Source organism: Nocardioides sp. Soil774, assembly GCF_001428125.1.
In the GTDB taxonomy this organism is placed as follows: domain Bacteria; phylum Actinomycetota; class Actinomycetes; order Propionibacteriales; family Nocardioidaceae; genus Nocardioides.
On record NZ_LMSM01000006.1, the window covers coordinates 569,204 to 588,069 of the forward strand.

General features: G+C 72.5%; 11 protein-coding genes. 5 read left to right on the forward strand and 6 right to left on the reverse strand.

Annotated elements, in window-relative coordinates; genetic code table 11:
* The first annotated feature begins 79 nt into the window (after positions 1-79).
* Together ASG76_RS08325 and ASG76_RS08330 are read left to right on the forward strand one after the other, a co-directional pair.
* Positions 80-799 carry an ANTAR domain-containing protein gene (locus ASG76_RS08325; RefSeq protein WP_056602000.1) on the forward strand — a complete coding sequence of 240 codons (720 nt, stop codon included), beginning with the start codon at positions 80-82 and terminating at the stop codon, positions 797-799.
* Positions 796-1,485: a GAF and ANTAR domain-containing protein gene (locus ASG76_RS08330; RefSeq protein ID WP_082587348.1), complete on the forward strand. Its 690-nt coding sequence runs from the start codon at positions 796-798 to the stop codon at positions 1,483-1,485. Before ASG76_RS08325 ends, ASG76_RS08330 begins: the two co-directional genes overlap by 4 nt.
* Here the strand turns inward: ASG76_RS08330 and ASG76_RS08335 are convergent.
* Positions 1,482-2,189 carry an ANTAR domain-containing protein gene (locus ASG76_RS08335; RefSeq protein WP_056602002.1) on the reverse strand — a complete coding sequence of 236 codons (708 nt, stop codon included), beginning with the start codon at positions 2,187-2,189 and terminating at the stop codon, positions 1,482-1,484. The genes ASG76_RS08330 and ASG76_RS08335 overlap by 4 nt on opposite strands.
* 53 nt (positions 2,190-2,242) lie before the next feature.
* Here ASG76_RS08335 and ASG76_RS08340 point away from each other — a divergent pair, with 53 nt between their 5' ends.
* A complete protein-coding gene (locus ASG76_RS08340) occupies positions 2,243-2,563 on the forward strand; it encodes a hypothetical protein (protein WP_056602003.1) in 321 nt (106 codons plus the stop codon).
* 37 nt (positions 2,564-2,600) lie between these two features.
* On the opposite strand, the gene ASG76_RS08345 is transcribed toward ASG76_RS08340, so the two are convergent.
* The 5 genes from ASG76_RS08345 to ASG76_RS18755 all read right to left on the reverse strand — a co-directional run bounded on the left by ASG76_RS08345 (position 2,601) and on the right by ASG76_RS18755 (position 10,405).
* Positions 2,601-3,059: a hypothetical protein gene (locus tag ASG76_RS08345; protein WP_056602004.1), complete on the reverse strand. Its 459-nt coding sequence runs from the start codon at positions 3,057-3,059 to the stop codon at positions 2,601-2,603.
* A 61-nt stretch (positions 3,060-3,120) separates the two neighbouring features.
* Positions 3,121-4,569, reverse strand: coding sequence for a hypothetical protein (locus tag ASG76_RS08350; protein ID WP_157559024.1), 1,449 nt, complete (start codon positions 4,567-4,569; stop codon positions 3,121-3,123).
* Between the two features lie 49 nt (positions 4,570-4,618).
* Complete coding sequence (locus tag ASG76_RS19740; protein ID WP_268788352.1) at positions 4,619-4,744, reverse strand: hypothetical protein; 126 nt, start codon at positions 4,742-4,744, stop codon at positions 4,619-4,621.
* Between the two features lie 207 nt (positions 4,745-4,951).
* Positions 4,952-5,443, reverse strand: a complete 492-nt coding sequence (locus ASG76_RS08360; RefSeq protein WP_082587349.1) for a hypothetical protein — start codon at positions 5,441-5,443, stop codon at positions 4,952-4,954.
* Between the two features lie 84 nt (positions 5,444-5,527).
* Positions 5,528-10,405, reverse strand: coding sequence for a family 43 glycosylhydrolase (locus ASG76_RS18755; protein WP_082587350.1), 4,878 nt, complete (start codon positions 10,403-10,405; stop codon positions 5,528-5,530).
* A 175-nt stretch (positions 10,406-10,580) separates the two neighbouring features.
* Between ASG76_RS18755 and ASG76_RS18760 the strand changes: the two genes are divergently transcribed.
* Positions 10,581-15,179, forward strand: coding sequence for an alpha-L-arabinofuranosidase C-terminal domain-containing protein (locus ASG76_RS18760; protein WP_082587351.1), 4,599 nt, complete (start codon positions 10,581-10,583; stop codon positions 15,177-15,179).
* A gap of 1 nt (position 15,180) precedes the next feature.
* On the forward strand, positions 15,181-18,828 hold the full coding sequence (locus tag ASG76_RS08375) for an immunoglobulin-like domain-containing protein (protein WP_056602007.1): 3,648 nt from the start codon (positions 15,181-15,183) through the stop codon (positions 18,826-18,828).
* Positions 18,829-18,866: the final 38 nt, after the last annotated feature.

An 18,866-nucleotide genomic window follows, 5' to 3' on the forward strand; every position in this document is an offset into this window, starting at 1 on the left:
AGCCGGCGGCCGGTCTGCAGCGTCTCGTGACGAGCGCCTCTCTGTGTGCCTCCTCCAAATGCACTGAGGGAGCTCCACCATGCCGGACCCATCCGACTTCGCCGGCTCGATCGCCGAAGCCGCGCGCACCATGAACAGGCCGCGCAGCCTGCCCGACACGTTGAAGACCATCGTCGAGGTCGCCTGCAACTCCGTCCCCGGCTTCGACCACGCGGGCATCTCGACGGTGGCGCGCAAGGGACACGTCCAGACCCGGGCCGTGACCGGTGACCTGGCGCTTCCGCTCGACGCCCTGCAGTACGCCCTGCACCAGGGTCCGTGCTCGGTCGTGCTCCTGGGCGGCGAGGCGATGTCGGTGTCCCACCTGCGGGACGAGGCTCGGTGGCCCGCCTACGTGCGGGCGGCCCTGCATGCCGGCGTGCGCTCGCAGCTCGCGGTCAAGCTGCACCTGGACGCGGCGACCATGGGGAGCATCAACTTCTACTCCACGCTCCACGACGAGGTGAGCGACGACGCTCGCGCACTTGCCGGGCTGTTCGCCACCCACGCAGCCATCGCGCTGGGGCACGCGCAGGAGAGGGAGACCTTCGGGGTCGGCCTGGAGTCGCGCCGCACCATCGGCCAGGCCCTGGGAGTCCTCATGGAGCGCTACGACATGAGCGAGGACCATGCCTTCGGCTTCCTCGTGCGGGCCTCCTCGCACCGCAACATCAAGCTCCGCGCGATCGCCCAGGAGCTGGTGGACGAGGCCAACGTGAAGGGGATGGAGTCCCGCCGCGCACCTAGACTGTCGCCATGAGCGACGAAGCAGGCCTCGTCGAAGCATCGCGGCGACTCGCTGCGGCACTGCGGCCAGGTGACCTCGACACGACGTTGTCCAACATCACCGCCGCTGCCGTGGAGGTGCTGCCGGACGTCGACGCCGCCAGCCTGACCGTCAAGCACGCGGACGGCCGTCTGGAGACCGTCGCGCCGACCGACGAGAAGCTCATGGACATCGACGCGGCACAGTACGAGCTGCGCGAGGGCCCGTGCTACGAGGCCGCGGTCGACACTGTCCATGTCACGTCTCCCGACCTCGAGAACGACGAGCGGTTCCCGCGCTACGCGCCGGTGGTGCTCCGGGCGGGGATCCGGGCGCAGGCCGGGGTGCGGCTGTTCGAGTCACCGGAGTCCAACGGTGCGCTCAACCTCTACTCCGGCAGGGTCGGCGCCTTCTCCGACCTCGGGCTCCTGTCGCGGCTCTTCGCCCACCAGTCGGCGATGGCGCTCGACTACGCACGTCAGATCGGCCAGCTGCGCGAGGCGATCGCGACGCGACAGGTGATCGGTCAGGCCGTCGGCATCGTGATGGAACGCTTCGGGATCGACGAGGCCCATGCGTTCGGCTTCCTGGCGCGCCTGTCCAGCCACGAGAACGTGAAGCTGCGCGTGGTCGCCGAGCGCCTCGTCCAGGCCCACGGCCAGGCCGTCCCCGACGCCTAGCCTCCCTGCTGGAGCTCGATGATCACGCGTGCGAGCGTGCTCATCGGGACGCCGGCGCGGACGGCGGAGTCCTCGAGCTGTTCGCGCGCGGCGTCGAAGGAGACCGCACGCGATGCGGCCAGGATCCCGACGGCGGTGTCGACGAGCGCGTCCTCGCGCAGCCGTGCGGGAGCCTTCTCAGCGAGCCGCCGGGTGGAGAACGTCAGGTCGGCGTTGGTCACTGCGCCCGGGGCGTACGCCCGGAACACGTCCGCGAGCTGGGCGTGCAGGCCGTCGAAGGTGTGCTCGGTGTGTCCGTAGAGGTTGACCGAGCCGGTCACCTCGTCCCCGTCGACGATCGGGAAGGTCACGGTGCTGTGGATGCCTGCCGCCGCGGTGGCGCGGGCGAGGTCCTGCCAGCGCGCCTCGCTGAAGAGGTCGTCCGACGTGGTGGCCATGCCCCGGGGGAGCCCCTCCTCGACCACCAAGACGCACGGCCCGCTCGTGAGGTACTGGATCGCGTCGAGGGCCGCGATCTCCTCGTCGGAAGCCACGAGGGTGAACGTCAGGTCGTGGACACGCAGGGCGACGCTCACCCCGGCCAGGCCCGGGGCAATGACCTGGGCGCGTGTGGCCGTGCGCCGGAGCTCGTCCAGCAGGGTGCCGTCGTCGAGCAGCGCGTCGAGCTCGGCGATCGCCTCGAGGGTCTCCGGGATGGGTTTCATGACCCTGGGCGTACCCACCCGGTGCCGTGCCCATTCGCCGGGGGGAGTCTCGGGTGATCGGCATTGCGAAGGTGTGCCGATCGCAGGCGCTTACGGCCGGTCTGCGCCACACTCAGGTCATGGGACTCAGTGGTGACATTCGGACGACCGCCCGCCGCGTGTCGTGGAGGCTCTTCAGTGCAGGTGCCGCCGTTGCCCTCTTCGCTTCTTGCGCCGTCGTCGCCCTGGCGACGCGCAGCGTGCCCCCCGTGCTGGCGCTCTTGGTCGGCGGCCTGGTCGTGGTGTTTCTCGCGGGCCTCACCCTGGACGCCCTCAAGGCACCTTTCGACCGCGCCCCTGGGCCCCGTTCCGGCTCGCGCGGCGGCTGGATCTGACTGACGCGCACGTCGGCACGGTCCGGTGAATCCGGCCCTACGGAGCCTCCACGACCGCCTCAGGGTTGGCGGTGTTGCGGAAGAGGTAGACGCCGACGGTCACGCCGCTGACGGCAGTGGCTTCCCCGCTCATGAACACGCGGGCGGTGCTGGTCTCCCCGGTGACCATGAAGAAGTAGCTCGCATGTTGCAGCTGCCAGCCCAGCGCCTCGATGGCCGCGAGCGTCTCTGCCGAGCTGGACGTCGTCCTGCGCCCGTCGATGCTGCCGAAGCCGGCGCTTCCCAGGTGGCCCCCGACCTCGAGCTGGACCTCGAAGAACGTCTGCCCCTCATCCCTTGCCACGGTGGCAGCGCCGACAGGTGTGGCGACGAATGCTGCGCGCCGCCGCTCCTCCTCTGCGTTCCTGGCATCTTCGGCCCGGGCCGCTTCGCGGTTGGCGTGCTCCGCTTCGCGCGCGCGTCGCTCGGCCTCGCGCTCCTCGGCACTCTTGAACATACGTCCCCCTCGCAGTGTCGGCGCCCGAGCGTACCGACGACCGGGGCGACCTTCGGGGACCTCAGGCTGGGGCGTACTCCAACACCTCGGTGGTGAAGTAGACCTCCACGCCGTCCTCGATCGCCTCAGCGATCGCCTCGCCCTGCTCCGGGCTCAGCCGGGACGTGCCCGCGTGGTCGACGAGGAACGCCTGGCCGTGGGGTGTGCGCCAGAGATGTCGTCCGGGTCCGACGACCCGCGTGGTGAGCCCACCGTGGGTCTTGGTGCGGTGGTGGCGCCGGCGCAGCGGTCCGGAGTTGTGGGGGCCGGTCTGCCCGGGCGGTCCGGTGTCGTCGTAGGGGACGGCGTGGTCGTAGTCGACGCCGTCGCGGGTCGCCGTACGCGGCGTGAAGGGGAAGCAGTCGCCGCCGGTCTGCACCCAGACGTGGTCCTTGACCACCTCGGGGTGCTCGTAGGCGTCGACGCGCCGTCGCATCGCGAGGTCGAGGACCGGCGTGACGGTGACGTCGGCGTGGCCGAGGACCTCGTGGAGCTGGCGTACGTCGATGGGGCCGACGCCCTCGACGCGCGCGACCCCGACCCCGGTGCGCAGCGCCTCCTCGGAGACGTGCACGAAGAGGCGGCCGCGGTTGCGGAGCCGGGCCAGACGGCGGGCAGGCAGGGAGCACAGCGTCGCCACGGTCTCGGCGAGGTCGTCCGCCGCCCAGGCAGGACGCTCGTCGCCCGAGAGGTCCGAGAGGTCGGTGTGCTCGAGCAGCAGCTTGAGCAGGTCGAGGGGCCGGGCGAGCCAGCCGAGCGCGAGGGAGCGGAGCTCGTCGTGGTTGTGGTCGTGGCCCATCGTCGCGGCGAGGATCTCGGCGACGCGCTCGACGATGGCGTCGATCCAGGCGGCGTCGCCGGAGGTCACGCGGGCGATGAGGTGTCGGTAGCCGAGCTCGTCGGAGCGCGAGAGGCGGACGTAGCGCTCGTGGCGTGAGCGCTCCTGCTCGACGCGGTGGGTCTCGGGGTCGGCCTCGATGACCTTCGCCCGGGCGATCTCGAGCACGGTGGACGGCGCGTGCCCGGCGATGGCCCTGGCCACGGCCCGGTCGACGCGGCCGACCTGCTCGGCCAGCAGGGCGCGCGAGAGGACGGCGACCTTGCGCGCCACCCACGGCTCGCAGGCGCCGGCCTCGACGACCGCCCAGGTGCGGGGGAGCCGGTGGACGAGGTCGAGCCCGTCGGCGATCAGCGCCCGGGTGGTCGCGGGGTGGGTCTCGCGGGCCATGGCCAGCTCGGGGATCGCGTGCTCGCGGACCCCGGGGGTGCCGTCGCCGCCGGGCGTGACCATCGGGTCGTGGTCGTCGCCCGGGTGACCCTGGAGCACCGCCCACCGGATCGCGAGCCGCAGCTCCTCGACCTCGGCGAGGCGACGTGTCCGCACCGCGCCGGTAGCCAGCTCCAGCACCCGCGCCGCAGACGCGTCAGCGGCCGCCTGGGGCGGCTCCGGGGCTGGGCTGGCGATTGACATGCCTCATTGTATCGAACACATGTTCGACACGCAAGGGTTGAGGGCAGGGTCAGTTGCCCCGGCACGCCACCCCGGGCGACGGCACGACGTCCTTCAGCCCGGCGCGCACGAAGATGCCGTAGCTCTGCACGCCGTGGTAGCGGTCGACACCGCCCGGGCTCTGGTTGCCGCGCATCGCCAGCGCGCCGTCGTCGAAGCCCTCCGGGTTGCCCTCGATGGCGTCGAGGGTGTCCTGGCCGGAGAACGCGCACTCCGACGAGGCGTTGTTCGTAGGGCCTCACCCGCACAGGGGAGGCCGTCGGGCAGGCATGCCCGGCGGGGGACAGCCTCGTCCGGTCGACAGCCGGCGGCATCGCTCAGACTGAGGACTTCCGAGCCCGGGTCAGCGCGCGGCGTAGCCCAGGACCAGGTGGTCGTGGTGGCTGCCCCAGGTCAGGTCGAGCGACCAGCACCCGGGCTCCGGGAGGTCGAGGATCGAGGGGCCCGGAGCCGGCTCCACCTCGCGGGTCGCCGTCCGTCCCGTGTCCGCCAGCACGGCGTCGATCTGCAGCGGTCCGTCGCCGCCGCCCACGCGCGCGACCCACAGGACCTTGTTGTTGCGCCCCTCGGCGGGCGGCGCGGTCAGGGGGTCCTTCTCCGCCCACAGGATCGCGGTGATGTCGCCCCCGTCCCCGACGACGTGCGGCATGGCCGGCTCGGGGTCGGAGAAGCCGACGCGCGCCCAGGTGGGGAGGACGGTCGCCGGGGGACTGGTGGTGCAGTGGGGCGCGGACACGGGCGCGGACCGCGGCGGCTCGGACGTGCACCCGCCCAGCGTCAGCGCGACCACTGACACCGTCACCGCTGCCCGGGCGACCAGCGCCCTCCGCCTCATCCCTCCACGCTACGCCGACCACGGTCCCTGGGAAACGCCACCGCCCGGGCCCCATCGGGACCCGGGCGGTGCGCGCGGCAGTGGTCAGCGCCGGGCGCGGACCGTCACCTTCGCCGAGGAGGGAGCGACCGCGTCGGAGCCGGCGTACGACACCGCCAGCACGTGCTTGCCCGCGGAGAAGGACAGCCGGAGCACCGCCCTGCCGTCGGAGAGCCGCAGCCGACGCACGACCTTGCCGTCGACCCGCACGACCACCCGACCGGTCGCGCCGACCGACGCCGGGACGGAGGCCACCTTCACCACGACCTTGGTCCTCGCGCCGGCGTCCGGCGTCCGGTCCATCACGACCTTCACCCGCGACGGCGCCTTGACCACCGGGGTGGTGGGCGCGGGGCCGGGAGGCCAGGCGGCCGCGATCGCGAGCGACTGCACCGAGGAGGTGTTGCCCGCGACGTCGCTCGCCCGCACGTCGATGGCGTGGGCGGCTCCGTCGAGCTGCACCGGCGCGGTCCAGGCGAGCCACGGGCCCCCGTCGAGACGGTAGTCCCGCACCGCCACGCCCGACGCGTCGTCGGTGGCGGTGACCGTCAGCACCCGGTCGGCCGAGACGGAGCCCGCGGCGACCGGCGGGGTGTCGTCCACCTTCACCGAGCGCGTCCAGACCTCGCTCCACATCCCGTTGGCCGAGCGCGAGCGCCAGGCGACGTCGTAGGAGCCCGCCGGCAGGTCGACCGGACCCGCGTACGCCGTCCACGCGCCGTCGCCGAGCCGGACCTGCTTCACCGACGAGCCGCCGGTCAGCGTGAGCGTGGCGTCCGCGCCGAACCAGCCGGAGTCGCCGGCGTCGGACACCGATGCCGTGACCACGCCGTCGGAGTAGGCCAGCGGGTCGACCGACGACAGCGTCGGCACCACCTTCTGGATCAGCCCGTCGGCGCCGAAGGTGAGCCGGTCGATCGTGGTCTCCCGGTGCGTGCCGTCACCACCGGCCGAGGCGAATGTGGGGATGGCGAAGCGGTGGTAGGCGATGTACCACTCGTCGGTGCCGGGCACCTGGACGATCGAGCTGTGGCCCGTGGCGAGGATGCCCTGCGAGACGTCCTTCTCCAGGATCACGCCGCGGTAGGTCCACGGTCCGGTCGGCGACGTCGAGGTGGCGTAGCCGACGCGGTAGTTGGGCGAACCGGTGTCGTCGATCGCGTAGGTGAGGTGGTAGGTCCCGTCGCGGTAGTTCATGAACGAGCCCTCGCGGAAGTCGGTCAAGCCGGTCATCCGCGCGATCGTGCCGGGCTTGAGCGACACCATGTCGTCGGCGAGCTCCGCCATGACAGGGGAGCCGTTGCCCCAGTAGAGGTAGTACTTCCCCGACACCGGGTCGTGGAAGGCGGCCGGGTCGATGGCCTGCCCGGAGGTGACTGCCTCGTTGTTGAGGATCATCGCCTGCGGCTGCGCCGTGAACGGGCCCGTCGGGCTGTCCGCGACAGCGACGCCGATCGTCTTGCGGTTGAGCGCGGCGTTGTGGCCGGAGAAGTAGAAGTAGTACTTCCCACCACGCTCGATGATCGTCGGTGCCCACGCGTTGCCGCTCGCCCACGGGACGTCGCCGTTCGGGCCGTCGAGGGTCAGGATCGGCTCCTCCGAGCGGGTCCAGTGCGCCAGGTCCGGCGAGCTCCAGACGTAGAAGTCCTTGCCGCCCCAGCCGGGCGTGCCGTCGGTGGTCGCGTAGATGTAGTAGGTGCCGTCGAAGACCGCGATGTTGGGGTCGGCGTAGAGCCCCGGCAGCACCGGCGAGCGCATCTCGACGGCCTTCACGGTCCACACCCGGCTGTCCGCACCGTTGGTGACGGTGAGCGCGACCGGCGAGCTGTAGTCGGCCGGCCCGTCCGGCGAGGCGGTCGCGCCCGCCACGACGGCGTACGTCGGGTCGAGGGCGGTCAGGTCGGTCCCGGGCTGCACCGGCAGCGTGATCTTCCCGGCCGCGGCGTCGATGATCGCCGGCACCTCGAGGGAGTCGAGCTGCACGTCCAGCACGTCGGTCGGCGCGGCCGCCAGCTCGGCGACCTCCGCGCCCGAGAGGGCACGCGACCAGAGACGGAAGTCACGCACCTTGCCGCGCAGCCGGTTGTCACCGGCGTACGCCGAGCGCCCGATGTAGTTGGCGGTGGTCACGCCGTCGCCGATGTCGCCCGGCCTGATGGAGACGTTGGCGTTGCGGGCGACCTGGCGGCCGTCGAGGTAGAGCGTCGAGACGCCGCCGCCGAGGGTGTAGGTCAGCGTCTTCCACGCACCGCGCTGGAGCGCGGAGCCGGACGTCATGCCCTGCTCGGTCGTCCAGTTCCCCGACGCGATCGCGGCGCGGTAGGTGCTGTTGCCGGTCGTGAAGAGGTAGCCCTTGCCGACGCCGTCGGTGCCGGTGTTGCCGAGGTTCCACACGAAGTAGTTGCCCGACTGCGCCGGGTCGACCCACACCTCGGCCGAGACCGTGATGGCGTCGAGGCCGCTCATCATGTTGTCCGGCAGCCTCACGTGGCCGGTCGAGCCGCCGAGGGTCAGCGCGCCGTCGGCGAAGGTGGCGTCACCGGTGACGGTGCCGTCGTAGCCGTGGCCGCTCACGTCCGCGGCGTCGCCGGTCAGCGGGAGGTGCGCGACCAGCCCGTCCGCGTCGCTCTGCACAGGCGGCGGCGGGGGCGGCAGGTCGGCGCGCAGCGCGTCGAGCTCGGCCTGGGTCACCGGCAGCACCGTGCCGTGGCGCGGGCTGGCGGGCAGCTTGTAGTCGGCCGGCACCTTCCAGTCGGGCGCCTCGAGGTCGTCGGTGGTCAGCGGGATGTAGCCGCGGCCGCCGTACTCGTCGACGAACAGGTAGTACTGCTTGCCCGAGGTGTCGCCCGGGTTGCGCTTGAAGACCGTCGGGCCCTCGACCGCCGAGGTGCCGGCGTCGCGACCGATGCAGCCGTCCTGGAAGGCCCACGCCTTCGCGCCCACGAGGTCCGGCTCGGTCAGCGAGTCGTTCTTCTCCTGGATGATGTCGGAGCAGCCGGTGGTGCCGGCGCCCTCGTCCTTGGTGAAACGGTAGTAGCTGCCGCCCTCCTTGATCACCGTCGAGTCGATGCGCGAGGACCCGATGTCCTGCCAGGTCCTGGCCGGGCTGAAGGTCACGAAGTCGCGGGTCGTGGCGTAGAGCATCCGGTTGTAGGTGCCGCCGGTGTGGCCCGGGTCGTCCTCGGCGTAGAGCTTCGAGGCCCAGAAGACGACGTACTGCTGGAGGTCGGTGTCCCAGTAGGCCTCCGGCGCCCAGGTGTTGCCCGCGGTCGGCGGGGACACCCGCACGTGGCGCTGCTCCGACCAGCTCTTCAGGTCGGTCGACTCCCAGATCTCGAGGTAGCGGCTGCCCTGGCGCTGCGCGCGGTCCCAGTCGCCGTTGCGGCCGATCGAGAGGTCGGTGGCGATGAGGAAGAAGCGGTCGCCCTCGGGGGAGCGGATGAGGAACGGGTCGCGCAGGCCCATCTCGCCGTACGTCGACTCGAGCACCGGCTGGCCGCCGTTGAGCTCGTCCCACTTGAGCGCGTTGTTGCCGCGGCTGGCCGCGAAGTAGATCTTCTCCCCGGCGATCGAGTTGCCGGTGAAGTAGCTGAAGGCATAGCCGGCGTACGGCGCCGGGGCCGGGAGCTCGCGCACTGTAAGGGGGATCGACCGGAGCGCCGTGGCCGAGCCCACGGTGACCGTCGCGGTCAGGGTGACGGCGGCGTCGCCGGTGCCGTGGGCGGGCCGCTGCACGATGCCGTCGGGAGCGACGACCGCCGGGGCCGATGACGCCCAGGTGATGGTCGAGCCCATGGTGCCCTCCGCAGGCAGGGTGAGGTGGCCCCGCACGTCGTCGGGGTGCACGAGCTCGATGGCGGCGGCGGCCGCGTCGGCCTTGGCCTGGTCGCTCTCGTCGGGCAGCACCGTGGCGTCGAAGGTCTTCGTGGCGGTGCCGGAACCCCGGGTCAGGGTCGCCGTGAGCGTGACGACCGCCGGGTCCTGGCCGGCGCCGGGCCGGGTGACGCCGCCGCCGGCGGTGATGACCGCCGGGTCGCTGGAGGCCCACGCGATGCTCGAGCCGAACTGACCGGTGGCGGGCAGGGTGAGGTCGGCGGTGACGCCGGACAGGTCGCCGAGCGACAGGGCAGCGGTGTCGGAGGCGAGCCGGTTGTCGTCGGTGAGCGAGATCGCCGAGACCTCGGCCGGGCTGAGGGCCCGGTCGTAGACGCGGAAGTTGCGGAGCTTCCCCTTGAGCGTGTTGTCGGTGGCGTAGTTGGACTCGCCGAGGACGTTGTTGGTGGTGGTGCCGTTGCCGATGGCGCTGGGCAGCACGGTGACGCCGGTGTTCTGCCCGACCTGCACCCCGTCCTCGTAGAGGGTGCCGGTGGTGCCGGCCTGCGTGTAGGTGACCGTCTTCCACACACCGCGCGCCAGGTTGCCACCGGAGCTGCGCGCGGTGACCTTCTCGCCCGACCAGTTGGTGGTGGTCGTGGCCGCGCGGAAGGCGTTGCCGCTGGCCATCAGGTAGCCCGTCCCGGAGCCGGAGGACGCGGTGTTGCCGAGACCCCAGATGAAGTAGGGGGTGGCCTGGGAGGGCTCGATGTAGACGTCGGTCGAGATCGTGATCGCGCTCAGCCCGGCCATCAGGTCGTTCGGCAGCTTGACGTGGTCGTCGACGCCGTCGAGCACGAGCCCGCTCGACCCGGTCCACGTGCCACCCCCGCTCAGCGTCCCGTCGCGCCCGTTGCCCGAGGAGTCGGTGACGGTCGTCCCGGACGTCTGGGTGAGGTCGTAGCGCAGGAGCAGGCCGTCGGTGACGTCCGCGGCCGCCGCGGGGGCGGCCGGCAGGGCGAGCAGCAGCCCGGCCAGAATGGCGAGCACGGTGGAGACGGCGGACACCCGGCGCGCGGGTGGGGCGAGGTGGCGATCAACGGCAGGCATGGGGTCCTCTTCGGCATGTGAGCGTTAACAGTTGCAGTGTGACCACGGTCACCGAGATCCGTCAACGACTGGCGTCAATCGCGAGACGGCTCTTGACGCACGTCGTGTTAGCGTTAACACTGCGGTTGTGGTGCCCGTCACATCCGAGTGACAGCCCTGGACCTCGAGGACTCGCATGTTGTTCCCCCAGCGCCTGGCCGCAGCCTCCACCGCGGCCGCCCTGCTCGCCGCCGGACTGGCAGCCACGACCGCCGCGACGGCACCGGCGTCGGCCGCCGTCGGCGACGTCACCTGGACCGACACCTTCGACGGCTCGTCGCTCGACGCGCGCTGGGACGTGGTCAACCCCGACCCCGCCCACCTCGCGGTCGCGGGCGGCGCGCTGCGCCTCGCCGGGCAGCCCGGCGACACCTACCAGACCAACAACACGGCGAAGAACGTCGTCGTGCTCGACGTGCCCGCGGGCGACTTCACCGCCACCGCCGACCTGTCGGCCTCGGTCGCGAAGGTCTACCAGGGCGCCGGCCTCATCGCCTGGCAGGACATGGACAACTACGTCCGCTCCGGCCTCACCTTCGTCGGCTCGCTGTCACCGTCGGGCACCGCGATCGAGACCGACCTCGAGACCGGCGGCTCCTTCAGCGCGGTCTCCTTCGCCGACCGCCCGGCGTCGAGCGCCGAGCGGCTGCGGCTGCAGCGCGTCGGCGACACCCTGACCTCGAGCTTCTGGGACGGCAGCGCCTGGGTCACCGCGGCGACCACGCCGGTCGGCTTCGACACCACCCAGGTCGGCCTCTACGCCCTCGCCGCGCAGGACGGCACCGTCCTCGACGCGGCCTTCGACTCCTTCACCATCGAGCACGCGCCCGGCGCCGACGTCACGCCGTCCGGCCCGTTCGTGCTGCAGGCCGACGGCGACCTGCCCTACCTCGTCGCCGACGGCAGCGTGCTGCGCCTGAGCGCCGACCAGCCGACCGCGAGCCTGCGCCTGCGCGCGAGCGACGCCGGCGACGGTGCCGTCACGCTGGCCACGGACGCCGGTCCGCTCGTCCTGGTCGACGGCGCCCTCGAGGTCGGCGCGGTGGGTGACGACCCCACGCCGCTGCGCCTCACCGACGCCGGGGGCGGCACGGTCGTGCTGCGCGACGCGGCCGACCCGTCGTCGTACGTCGTGCTGGGCGAGGGCGACGCGCTGGTCACCGGCGCCGAGGCCGACGCCGTCCGCTTCGTGCTGTCGCAGGTCGACGACGGCACCTCCACGCTCACCATCGACGGTGACGGCACGGGCGCGTCGATCAACGACGACATGTTCGGCATCTTCTACGAGGACATCAACTACGCCGCGGACGGCGGGCTCTACGCCGAGCTCGTGCGCAACCGGTCCTTCGAGTTCAACACCTCCGACAACTCGTCCTTCACCGGGATGACGGCCTGGCAGGTGCTCGACCGCAGTGGCGCCGGCACCACCGCGACCGTCGTCGACGACGCCACCCGGCTCAACGCGATGAACCGCAACCACCTGCGCCTGACCGCGGCCGCGGCCGGCGACGGCGTGCGCAACATCGGCTACAACAACGGCTTCGCCGTCAAGGCCGGAGCGACGTACGACGGCTACCTCTGGGCGCGCAGCACCACCGCGCAGCCGCTGGCCGTCCGCGTCGAGAACGCCGCCGGCGACGCCACGCTCGCCTCTGCCACGGTCGCGCTCGACGGCAGCGACACGTGGAAGAAGTACCCCTTCACGCTGACCGCCTCGACCACCTCCGACGCCGGGCGCCTCGCCGTGCTGGCGGGCGCGCCGTCGGTCGTCGGGCTCGACATGGTCTCGGTGATGCCGAGCGACCGCTGGGTCGGCCCGGTCAACGGCAAGTCCGTCCTCCGCAAGGACCTCGCCGAGAAGATCGAGGCGATGAACCCCGGCTTCCTCAGGTTCCCCGGCGGCTGCGTCACCAACGTCGGCACCTTCCGCACCTACGAGGAGAGCGGCTACACCGACCGGCGCCGCACCTACCAGTGGAAGGAGACCATCGGCCCGGTCGAGGAGCGCCCGACCAACTGGAACTTCTGGGGCTACAACCAGTCCTACGGCATCGGCTACCTGGAATACCTCGAGCTCGCCGAGGACCTCGGCGCCGAGCCGCTGCCGGTCGTCTCCGTCGGCGCCAACGGCTGCGGCGGTGCGGGCATCCCCGAGATGCACGACCCCGACCTGATCGCCCGCTGGGTCGACGACACGGTCGACCTCATCGAGTTCGCCAACGGCGACGTGACCACGGAGTGGGGCGCGAAGCGCGCGGCCCTCGGCCACCCGGAGCCCTTCGGCCTCGACATGATCGGCCTGGGCAACGAGGAGAACACCACGACGTTCGAGCAGAACTTCCCCGAGTTCCGCGACGCGATCGAGGCGCGCTACCCCGACATCAAGATCATCTCCAACTCCGGTCCGGACTCCTCCGGCGCCCGCTTCGACACCCTGTGGGACTTCAACCGCGCGCAGCACGTCGACCTCGTCGACGAGCACTACTACCGCGACCCGCAGTGGTTCCTGGAGAACAACGCCCGCTACGACTCCTACGACCGCGACGACCCGAAGGTGTTCCTCGGTGAGTACGCCTCGCGCGGCAACACGCTCTACAACGCGCTGTCCGAGGCCTCCTACATGACCGCGCTGCAGCGCAACGCCGACGTCGTGCGCCTGGCGTCCTACGCGCCCCTGCTCGCCAACGAGTCGCACGTGCAGTGGAACCCCGACGCGATCTGGTTCGACAACGACGAGTCGTGGGAGACGCCCAACTGGGAGGTGCAGAAGCTCTTCGGCAACAACGTCGGCGACGAGGTCGTGCCGAGCACGTACGACGCCCCTGCCGACGCGGCGCAGCCCATCACCGGCGGCGTCTTCCTCTCCACGTGGGCGACGGCCGCGAACTACGACAACGTGACGGTCACGTCCAACGACACGGGCGCCACCCTGTTCTCCGACGCCTTCGCCGACGCGAGCCAGTGGTCGCCGCAGGCGGGCACCTGGGGCCTCAGCAACGGCGCGTACCGCCAGTCGAGCACGTCGGTCACCGACGCCCGCAGCATCCCGACGGGCGCCTACGACAAGGACTGGAGCAACTACACGCTCGAGCTCGACGCCACCAAGACCGCCGGCTCCGAGGGCTTCCTCGTCGGCTTCGGCGCCACCGGCGCCAACGACTTCTACTGGTGGAACCTCGGCGGCTGGAACAACAGCCGCTCGGTGCTGCAGCGCGCCACCGGGGGCGCGGCCAGCGAGGTCAAGGCGCTCGAGGGCCGCAGCGTCACCACCGGCCGGGCCTACCACCTGAAGATCGTCGTCGAGGGCACGCACATCGAGCTCTACCTCGACGGTGAGCTGCAGATGGACTACGACCAGCCTGCCCCACCGGCCAGGCTCTACCAGGTCGTCACCCGCGACGACCGCACCGGCGACCTCGTGGCCAAGGTGGTCAACACCTCGACCAGCCCGGCCCGCACGCAGGTCGAGGTCTCCGACGCCGGCGTCGAGGACACCGCCACCGTCACCACCCTGAGCGGTGCGCCCGGCGCGACCAACACGAAGGCTGCGCCCAACGCGATCAAGCCGCGGGTGCGCCAGGTCGACGGCATCGGCAGCTCGTTCACCTACGAGTTCCCGGCCTCGTCGGTGACCTTCATCCGGATGCACACCGCCGACGCGGTCGCACCGGTGGTCGACGACCTCTCGGTGGCCGGCACGGGCGTCAACGGCTGGTACGCCGACCCCGCCACCGTGCGGGTCAGCGCCTCCGACGACCGCGCCGTCGAGCGGCTCGAGGTCTCCGTCGACGACGCCGCCTGGACCACCCTGCCCGGCGACAGCGGCGAGGTGCGCGTGGCCGGCGACGGCGTCCACACCGTCGAGGTCCGCGCCGTCGACAGGGCCGGCAACGTCGGTGAGGTCCGGCCGCTGACCGTCGGCATCGACGCCACGGCGCCGGTGACCCGGGCGAGCCTGGAGGGCCGCTCGGTCACCCTGGCCTCGGCCGACGCCGGCGCGGGCGTCGACCGGGTGGACTACCGGCTCGGCGACGGCCCCTGGACGGCGTACGCCGCCCCGGTGCAGGTGGGCGACGCGGCCACCACCGTCGGCTTCCGAGCCGTCGACCGCCTCGGCAACACCGAGGAGGCCGGGGTGCTACAGGTGCCCGCCGCCGGCGCGCGGCTCGCCGCCACCGCCACCGCGGCGGTCGTGCTCCGCGACGAGGTCGCTCTCGGACGCACGGCACGCATCGCGGTGACCGTCACCGGCGACGGCACCACGCCCACCGGCACGGTCACCGTCACCGGGCCCTCCGGCGCCCTCGCCACCGCGACCCTCGTCGCGGGCCGCGCGGTCCTGGGCGTCGACACCGAGGACCTCGGGGTGGGCACGCACCAGCTCACCGTCCGCTACTCCGGCGACGCGGCCAGAGCCCCGTCGCAGGACGCCGTCAGCCTCGCGGTGGTCAAGGCGCGCTCCCGGACCACGGTCTCGGTCCGCAAGTCCGTCGCGCTCGTGGAGGTCGAGGCGCTCGTGGACCCGTCGGGCCGGGTGCGGATCACGGTCCGCACCGCCGGCGAGAAGGCCCGCACGAGGACCGTCTCCCTGCACGACGGGCGCGCGCGCCTCGCCCTGCGTGACCTCGCGCCGGGGCGCCACCGCATCACCGCGACGTACGCCGGCTCGCCGGACGTCGCGCGCTCCTCGGACACCGTCGTCCTCCGCGTCACCCGCAACGAAGGGAACAACTGACATGACGAGCAAGTGGATGGCCGGCGCGCTCGCGCTGGCCGCCTCGATGGGCGGCGCGCTCGCGGGGGTCGGGCCGGCGTCCGGTGCCGACACAGGACTCGAGACCGGCCTCGTCGGCTGGTGGAAGCTCGACGAGACGACCGGCACCGTCGCGGCCGACTCCTCGGGCAACGGCCGCAACGGCACCGTCACCGGCGCCGCGAGCTGGAACGCCGGCGACGGCTTCACCTTCTCCGGTGGCGCCAACAGCTCGGGCAACGCGATCACGCTCCCGAACAACCTGCTCGCCGGGCTCGAGGACGTCACCATCGACTTCGACGTGTGGGTCGACCCGAGCCTGACCAGCGGCAACTGGTTCATGTACAACTTCGGCAACGCCGCGACCTACCCCAACGGCACCGGCTACCTCTTCACCACCAACGACAGCTCCAACCGGCTGCGCTCCACCATCGCGGAGAACGGCTTCGCCACCGAGCAGAGCGCGTCGCGGCCCGGTCGGGTGCCCACCGGCCAGTGGCGCCACATCACCTACAGCATCGACGGCGGCACGCCGGCGGTCCCCGGCACGGCCCGGGTGTACGACGACGGCGTGCTGGTCGCGACCAACGCCAACCTCACCACCAACCCGGCGCTGCTCGGGGAGCCCGACGGCACCACCACCCGCAACGTGCTGGGTCGCTCGGCGTACTCCGGCGACCTCTCCTTCAAGGGCCGGTTGCGTGATTTCCGGGTCTACTCCCGGGCCCTGAGCGCCGCCGAGGCCTCGGCCAGCGCGGCCGACACCAACACCGCGGCCGCCGAGTCGGACGCGTCCGCGCTCGACCTCGGTGACACCTCCGCGGTCACCTCCGACCTCGTCCTCTCGACGACCGGCACCACCATCACGTGGGCCACCAGCGACGCGGGCGTCGTCGGCGCCGACGGCACGGTCCACCGCCCGGCCTACGGCCAGCCCGCCGGGCAGGCGGTGCTCACCGCGACGGTCACCCGCGGCGACGTCTCGCGCACCGGCGGACCGTTCACCGTCACCGTCCCGGCCGAGGAGCAGGACGACGCCGGCAAGGCCCAGGCCGCGGTCGACGCGATCGACCTCGTGCACCCCGACGACGTCCGCGGCAACCTCACCCTGCCCGCGAGCGGCCTCCACGGCACGACGTTCGGCTGGGCCAGCAGCGACCCCGCGGTGGTCAGCGCCACCGGCGTGGTCACCCGGCCCGCCCACGGCAGCGCCCCGGTCGACGTCGTCCTCACCGTGACCGGCACGCTCAACGGTGCCACCGCGACCCGCAACATCCCCCTGCGGGTGCAGCCCCTGCCTGCCCCGGCCGACTACGACGCCTACGCCTTCGCCTACTTCGCCGGCGAGAGCACCGACGACGGCGAGAAGATCTACCTCGGCGCCAGCCGCGGCAACGACCCGCTCGACTACGACGTGCTCAACGACGGCCGCCCGATCCTGTCGTCGCGGCTCGGCACCCAGGGCCTGCGCGACCCGTTCGTCATCCGCTCCGCGGAGGGCGACCGGTTCTACCTCCTCGCCACCGACCTCAAGGCCTACCCGGCCGTCGACTTCGGCGAGGCGCAGGAGACCGGCTCGAAGTACCTCGAGGTCTGGGAGTCCACCGACCTCGTGCACTGGTCCGACCAGCGCCACGTCAAGGTGTCGTCCGACTTCGCCGGCAACACGTGGGCGCCGGAGGCGTTCTACGACGCCGACGCCGGTGAGTACGTCGTCTACTGGGCCTCCGCGCTCTACCCGACCACCGACACCACCGGCCGCGACATCAACACGTCCTACCAGCGGATGATGTTCGCCACGACCCGCGACTTCGTGACCTTCAGCGAGCCGCAGCCGTGGATCGACGTCAAGCGCGGCACCGGTCGCGGCATGATCGACGCCACGGTCGTCAAGGACGGGGAGACCTACTTCCGCTTCGTCAAGGACGAGGCCGTGATGACCCCGCGCCAGGAGCGCTCCACCGACCTGCGCGCCACCGTCACCGGCTCGCTGCCGACCACCACCTCCACGCCCGGCTGGCAGCTGGTCAAGGACCAGGTCGGCGTCGGCCAGCCCAACCCGTGGGGCGGCACCTACACCCAGGGCGAGGGCCCGACTGTGTTCCGCGACAACGAGGTCGCCGGCCGGTGGTACATGTTCATCGACCAGCCCAGCTATCACGGCGGACGCGGCTACCTCGCGTTCCGCACCGACGACATCGACAGCGGCGAGTGGACCTCCGTGCCCACCGCCGACCTGCCCAGCAGCCCGCGCCACGGCACGGTGATCCCGGTGACGCAGGCCGAGCTCGACACCGTGCGCGCGGCCTACCAGCCCGACCTGCTGGTCACGTCGGTCGGCGACGCCGCGGTCACCACCCGCCAGGGCACGGCACCGGTGCTGCCGGCGACCGTTCCGGCGCAGATGGGCGACGGCACGACCGAGCAGGTCGCGGTGCGCTGGGACGACGTCGACCCCGCGCGCTACGCCGCCCCCGGCACGTTCACCGTGGACGGCACCGTCGTGAGCGGGTCGGCCGACCACCCGGTCGCCACCGTCACGGTCACCGACGCCGCCGACCCGGTCGTCAGCCTCTCCGCCGGCACCGCCGACGGGGACGCCGGCTGGTGGGTGACCGACCCGGTCCGGGTGACCGCGACTGCGAGCGACTCCTCCGGGATCTCCGGCGTGGAGGTCTCCGTCGACGGCGCGCCCTGGGCGTCCACCGCCGGCTCGAGCGGGACCGGCCTCGTCACCGGTGACGGCACCCACGAGGTCCGGGCCCGCGCCACCGACACGACCGGCAACCGGTCGGCCACGGAGTCCCTCGAGGTGCGCCTCGACGCGACCGACCCGGTCAGCCGGGCGACGTACGACGCCGAGCGCAGGGTGACGGTGCGCGCCGCCGACGCCACCTCGGGCCTGGCCCGGATCGAGACCCGCGTCGGGTCGGGGGCCTGGACGGCGTACGCCGGCCCGGTCGCAGTGGGGTCTGCCCGCACGATCGACTACCGCGCGGTCGACCGCGCCGGCAACGTTGAGCCCGCCAACACCCTCGCCGTGCCCGCGGCCGGTGACGACCTCGTCGTGACCTCGGTGGCGGCGTCCGCGCCCGCCACCGCCCGCTTCGGTGCCCGGCCGTCGGTGGTGGTGCGCGTCGCCGGCGCCACCGGCGTGGCGACCGGGGTCGTGCGGGTGGTCAGCGGTGGCCGCCTCGTCGGCTCGGCCGAGCTCGCCGACGGGCGTGCCCGGGTGGCGGTGGACACCGCGGCGCTGGGTGTCGGCCGCCACGACCTCGAGGTCCGCTACGACGGCAGCGCCAGGCACGCCCCGGCCACCGCGACGGTGCGACTGCGGGTCGTGCGGGCCGGGTCGAGCACCCGGGTCCGCGTCGTCCGTGAGGGCGGGAGCACGACCGCCCGCGTGCGGGTCGTGACCGACCCGGCCGGGCAGGCGCCCGAGCGGGTGCGCGCGACGCTCCTGCGCAACGGCACCGTGCTGCGGTCGGCCTGGGTCGACCTGACCGATGCCGGACGCGCCCGCTGGGCGGTCCGGGCGAAGCGCCCGGGCGCCTACGTCGTGCGTGTCGTGACCCCGCGCTCGTCGACCCTGGCGCGGTCCGCCGACAGCACCCGCGTGCGGCTGCGCTGACGAGCCCGCGCTGACAGGCCTGGTCGGCCGGGGTGCTG

What these genes read in the sequence shown, in the direction of transcription:
- ASG76_RS08325 (WP_056602000.1), top strand. Translation starts at nt 80, where the DNA reads ATGCCGGACCCATCCGACTTCGCCGGCTCGATCGCCGAAGCCGCGCGC.
- ASG76_RS08330 (WP_082587348.1), top strand. Translation starts at nt 796, where the DNA reads ATGAGCGACGAAGCAGGCCTCGTCGAAGCATCGCGGCGACTCGCTGCG.
- ASG76_RS08335 (WP_056602002.1), bottom strand. Translation starts at nt 2,189, where the DNA reads ATGAAACCCATCCCGGAGACCCTCGAGGCGATCGCCGAGCTCGACGCG.
- ASG76_RS08345 (WP_056602004.1), bottom strand. Translation starts at nt 3,059, where the DNA reads ATGTTCAAGAGTGCCGAGGAGCGCGAGGCCGAGCGACGCGCGCGCGAA.
- ASG76_RS08350 (WP_157559024.1), bottom strand. Translation starts at nt 4,569, where the DNA reads ATGTCAATCGCCAGCCCAGCCCCGGAGCCGCCCCAGGCGGCCGCTGAC.
- ASG76_RS19740 (WP_268788352.1), bottom strand. Translation starts at nt 4,744, where the DNA reads ATGCGCGGCAACCAGAGCCCGGGCGGTGTCGACCGCTACCACGGCGTG.
- ASG76_RS08360 (WP_082587349.1), bottom strand. Translation starts at nt 5,443, where the DNA reads ATGAGGCGGAGGGCGCTGGTCGCCCGGGCAGCGGTGACGGTGTCAGTG.
- ASG76_RS18755 (WP_082587350.1), bottom strand. Translation starts at nt 10,405, where the DNA reads ATGCCTGCCGTTGATCGCCACCTCGCCCCACCCGCGCGCCGGGTGTCC.
- ASG76_RS18760 (WP_082587351.1), top strand. Translation starts at nt 10,581, where the DNA reads ATGTTGTTCCCCCAGCGCCTGGCCGCAGCCTCCACCGCGGCCGCCCTG.
- ASG76_RS08375 (WP_056602007.1), top strand. Translation starts at nt 15,181, where the DNA reads ATGACGAGCAAGTGGATGGCCGGCGCGCTCGCGCTGGCCGCCTCGATG.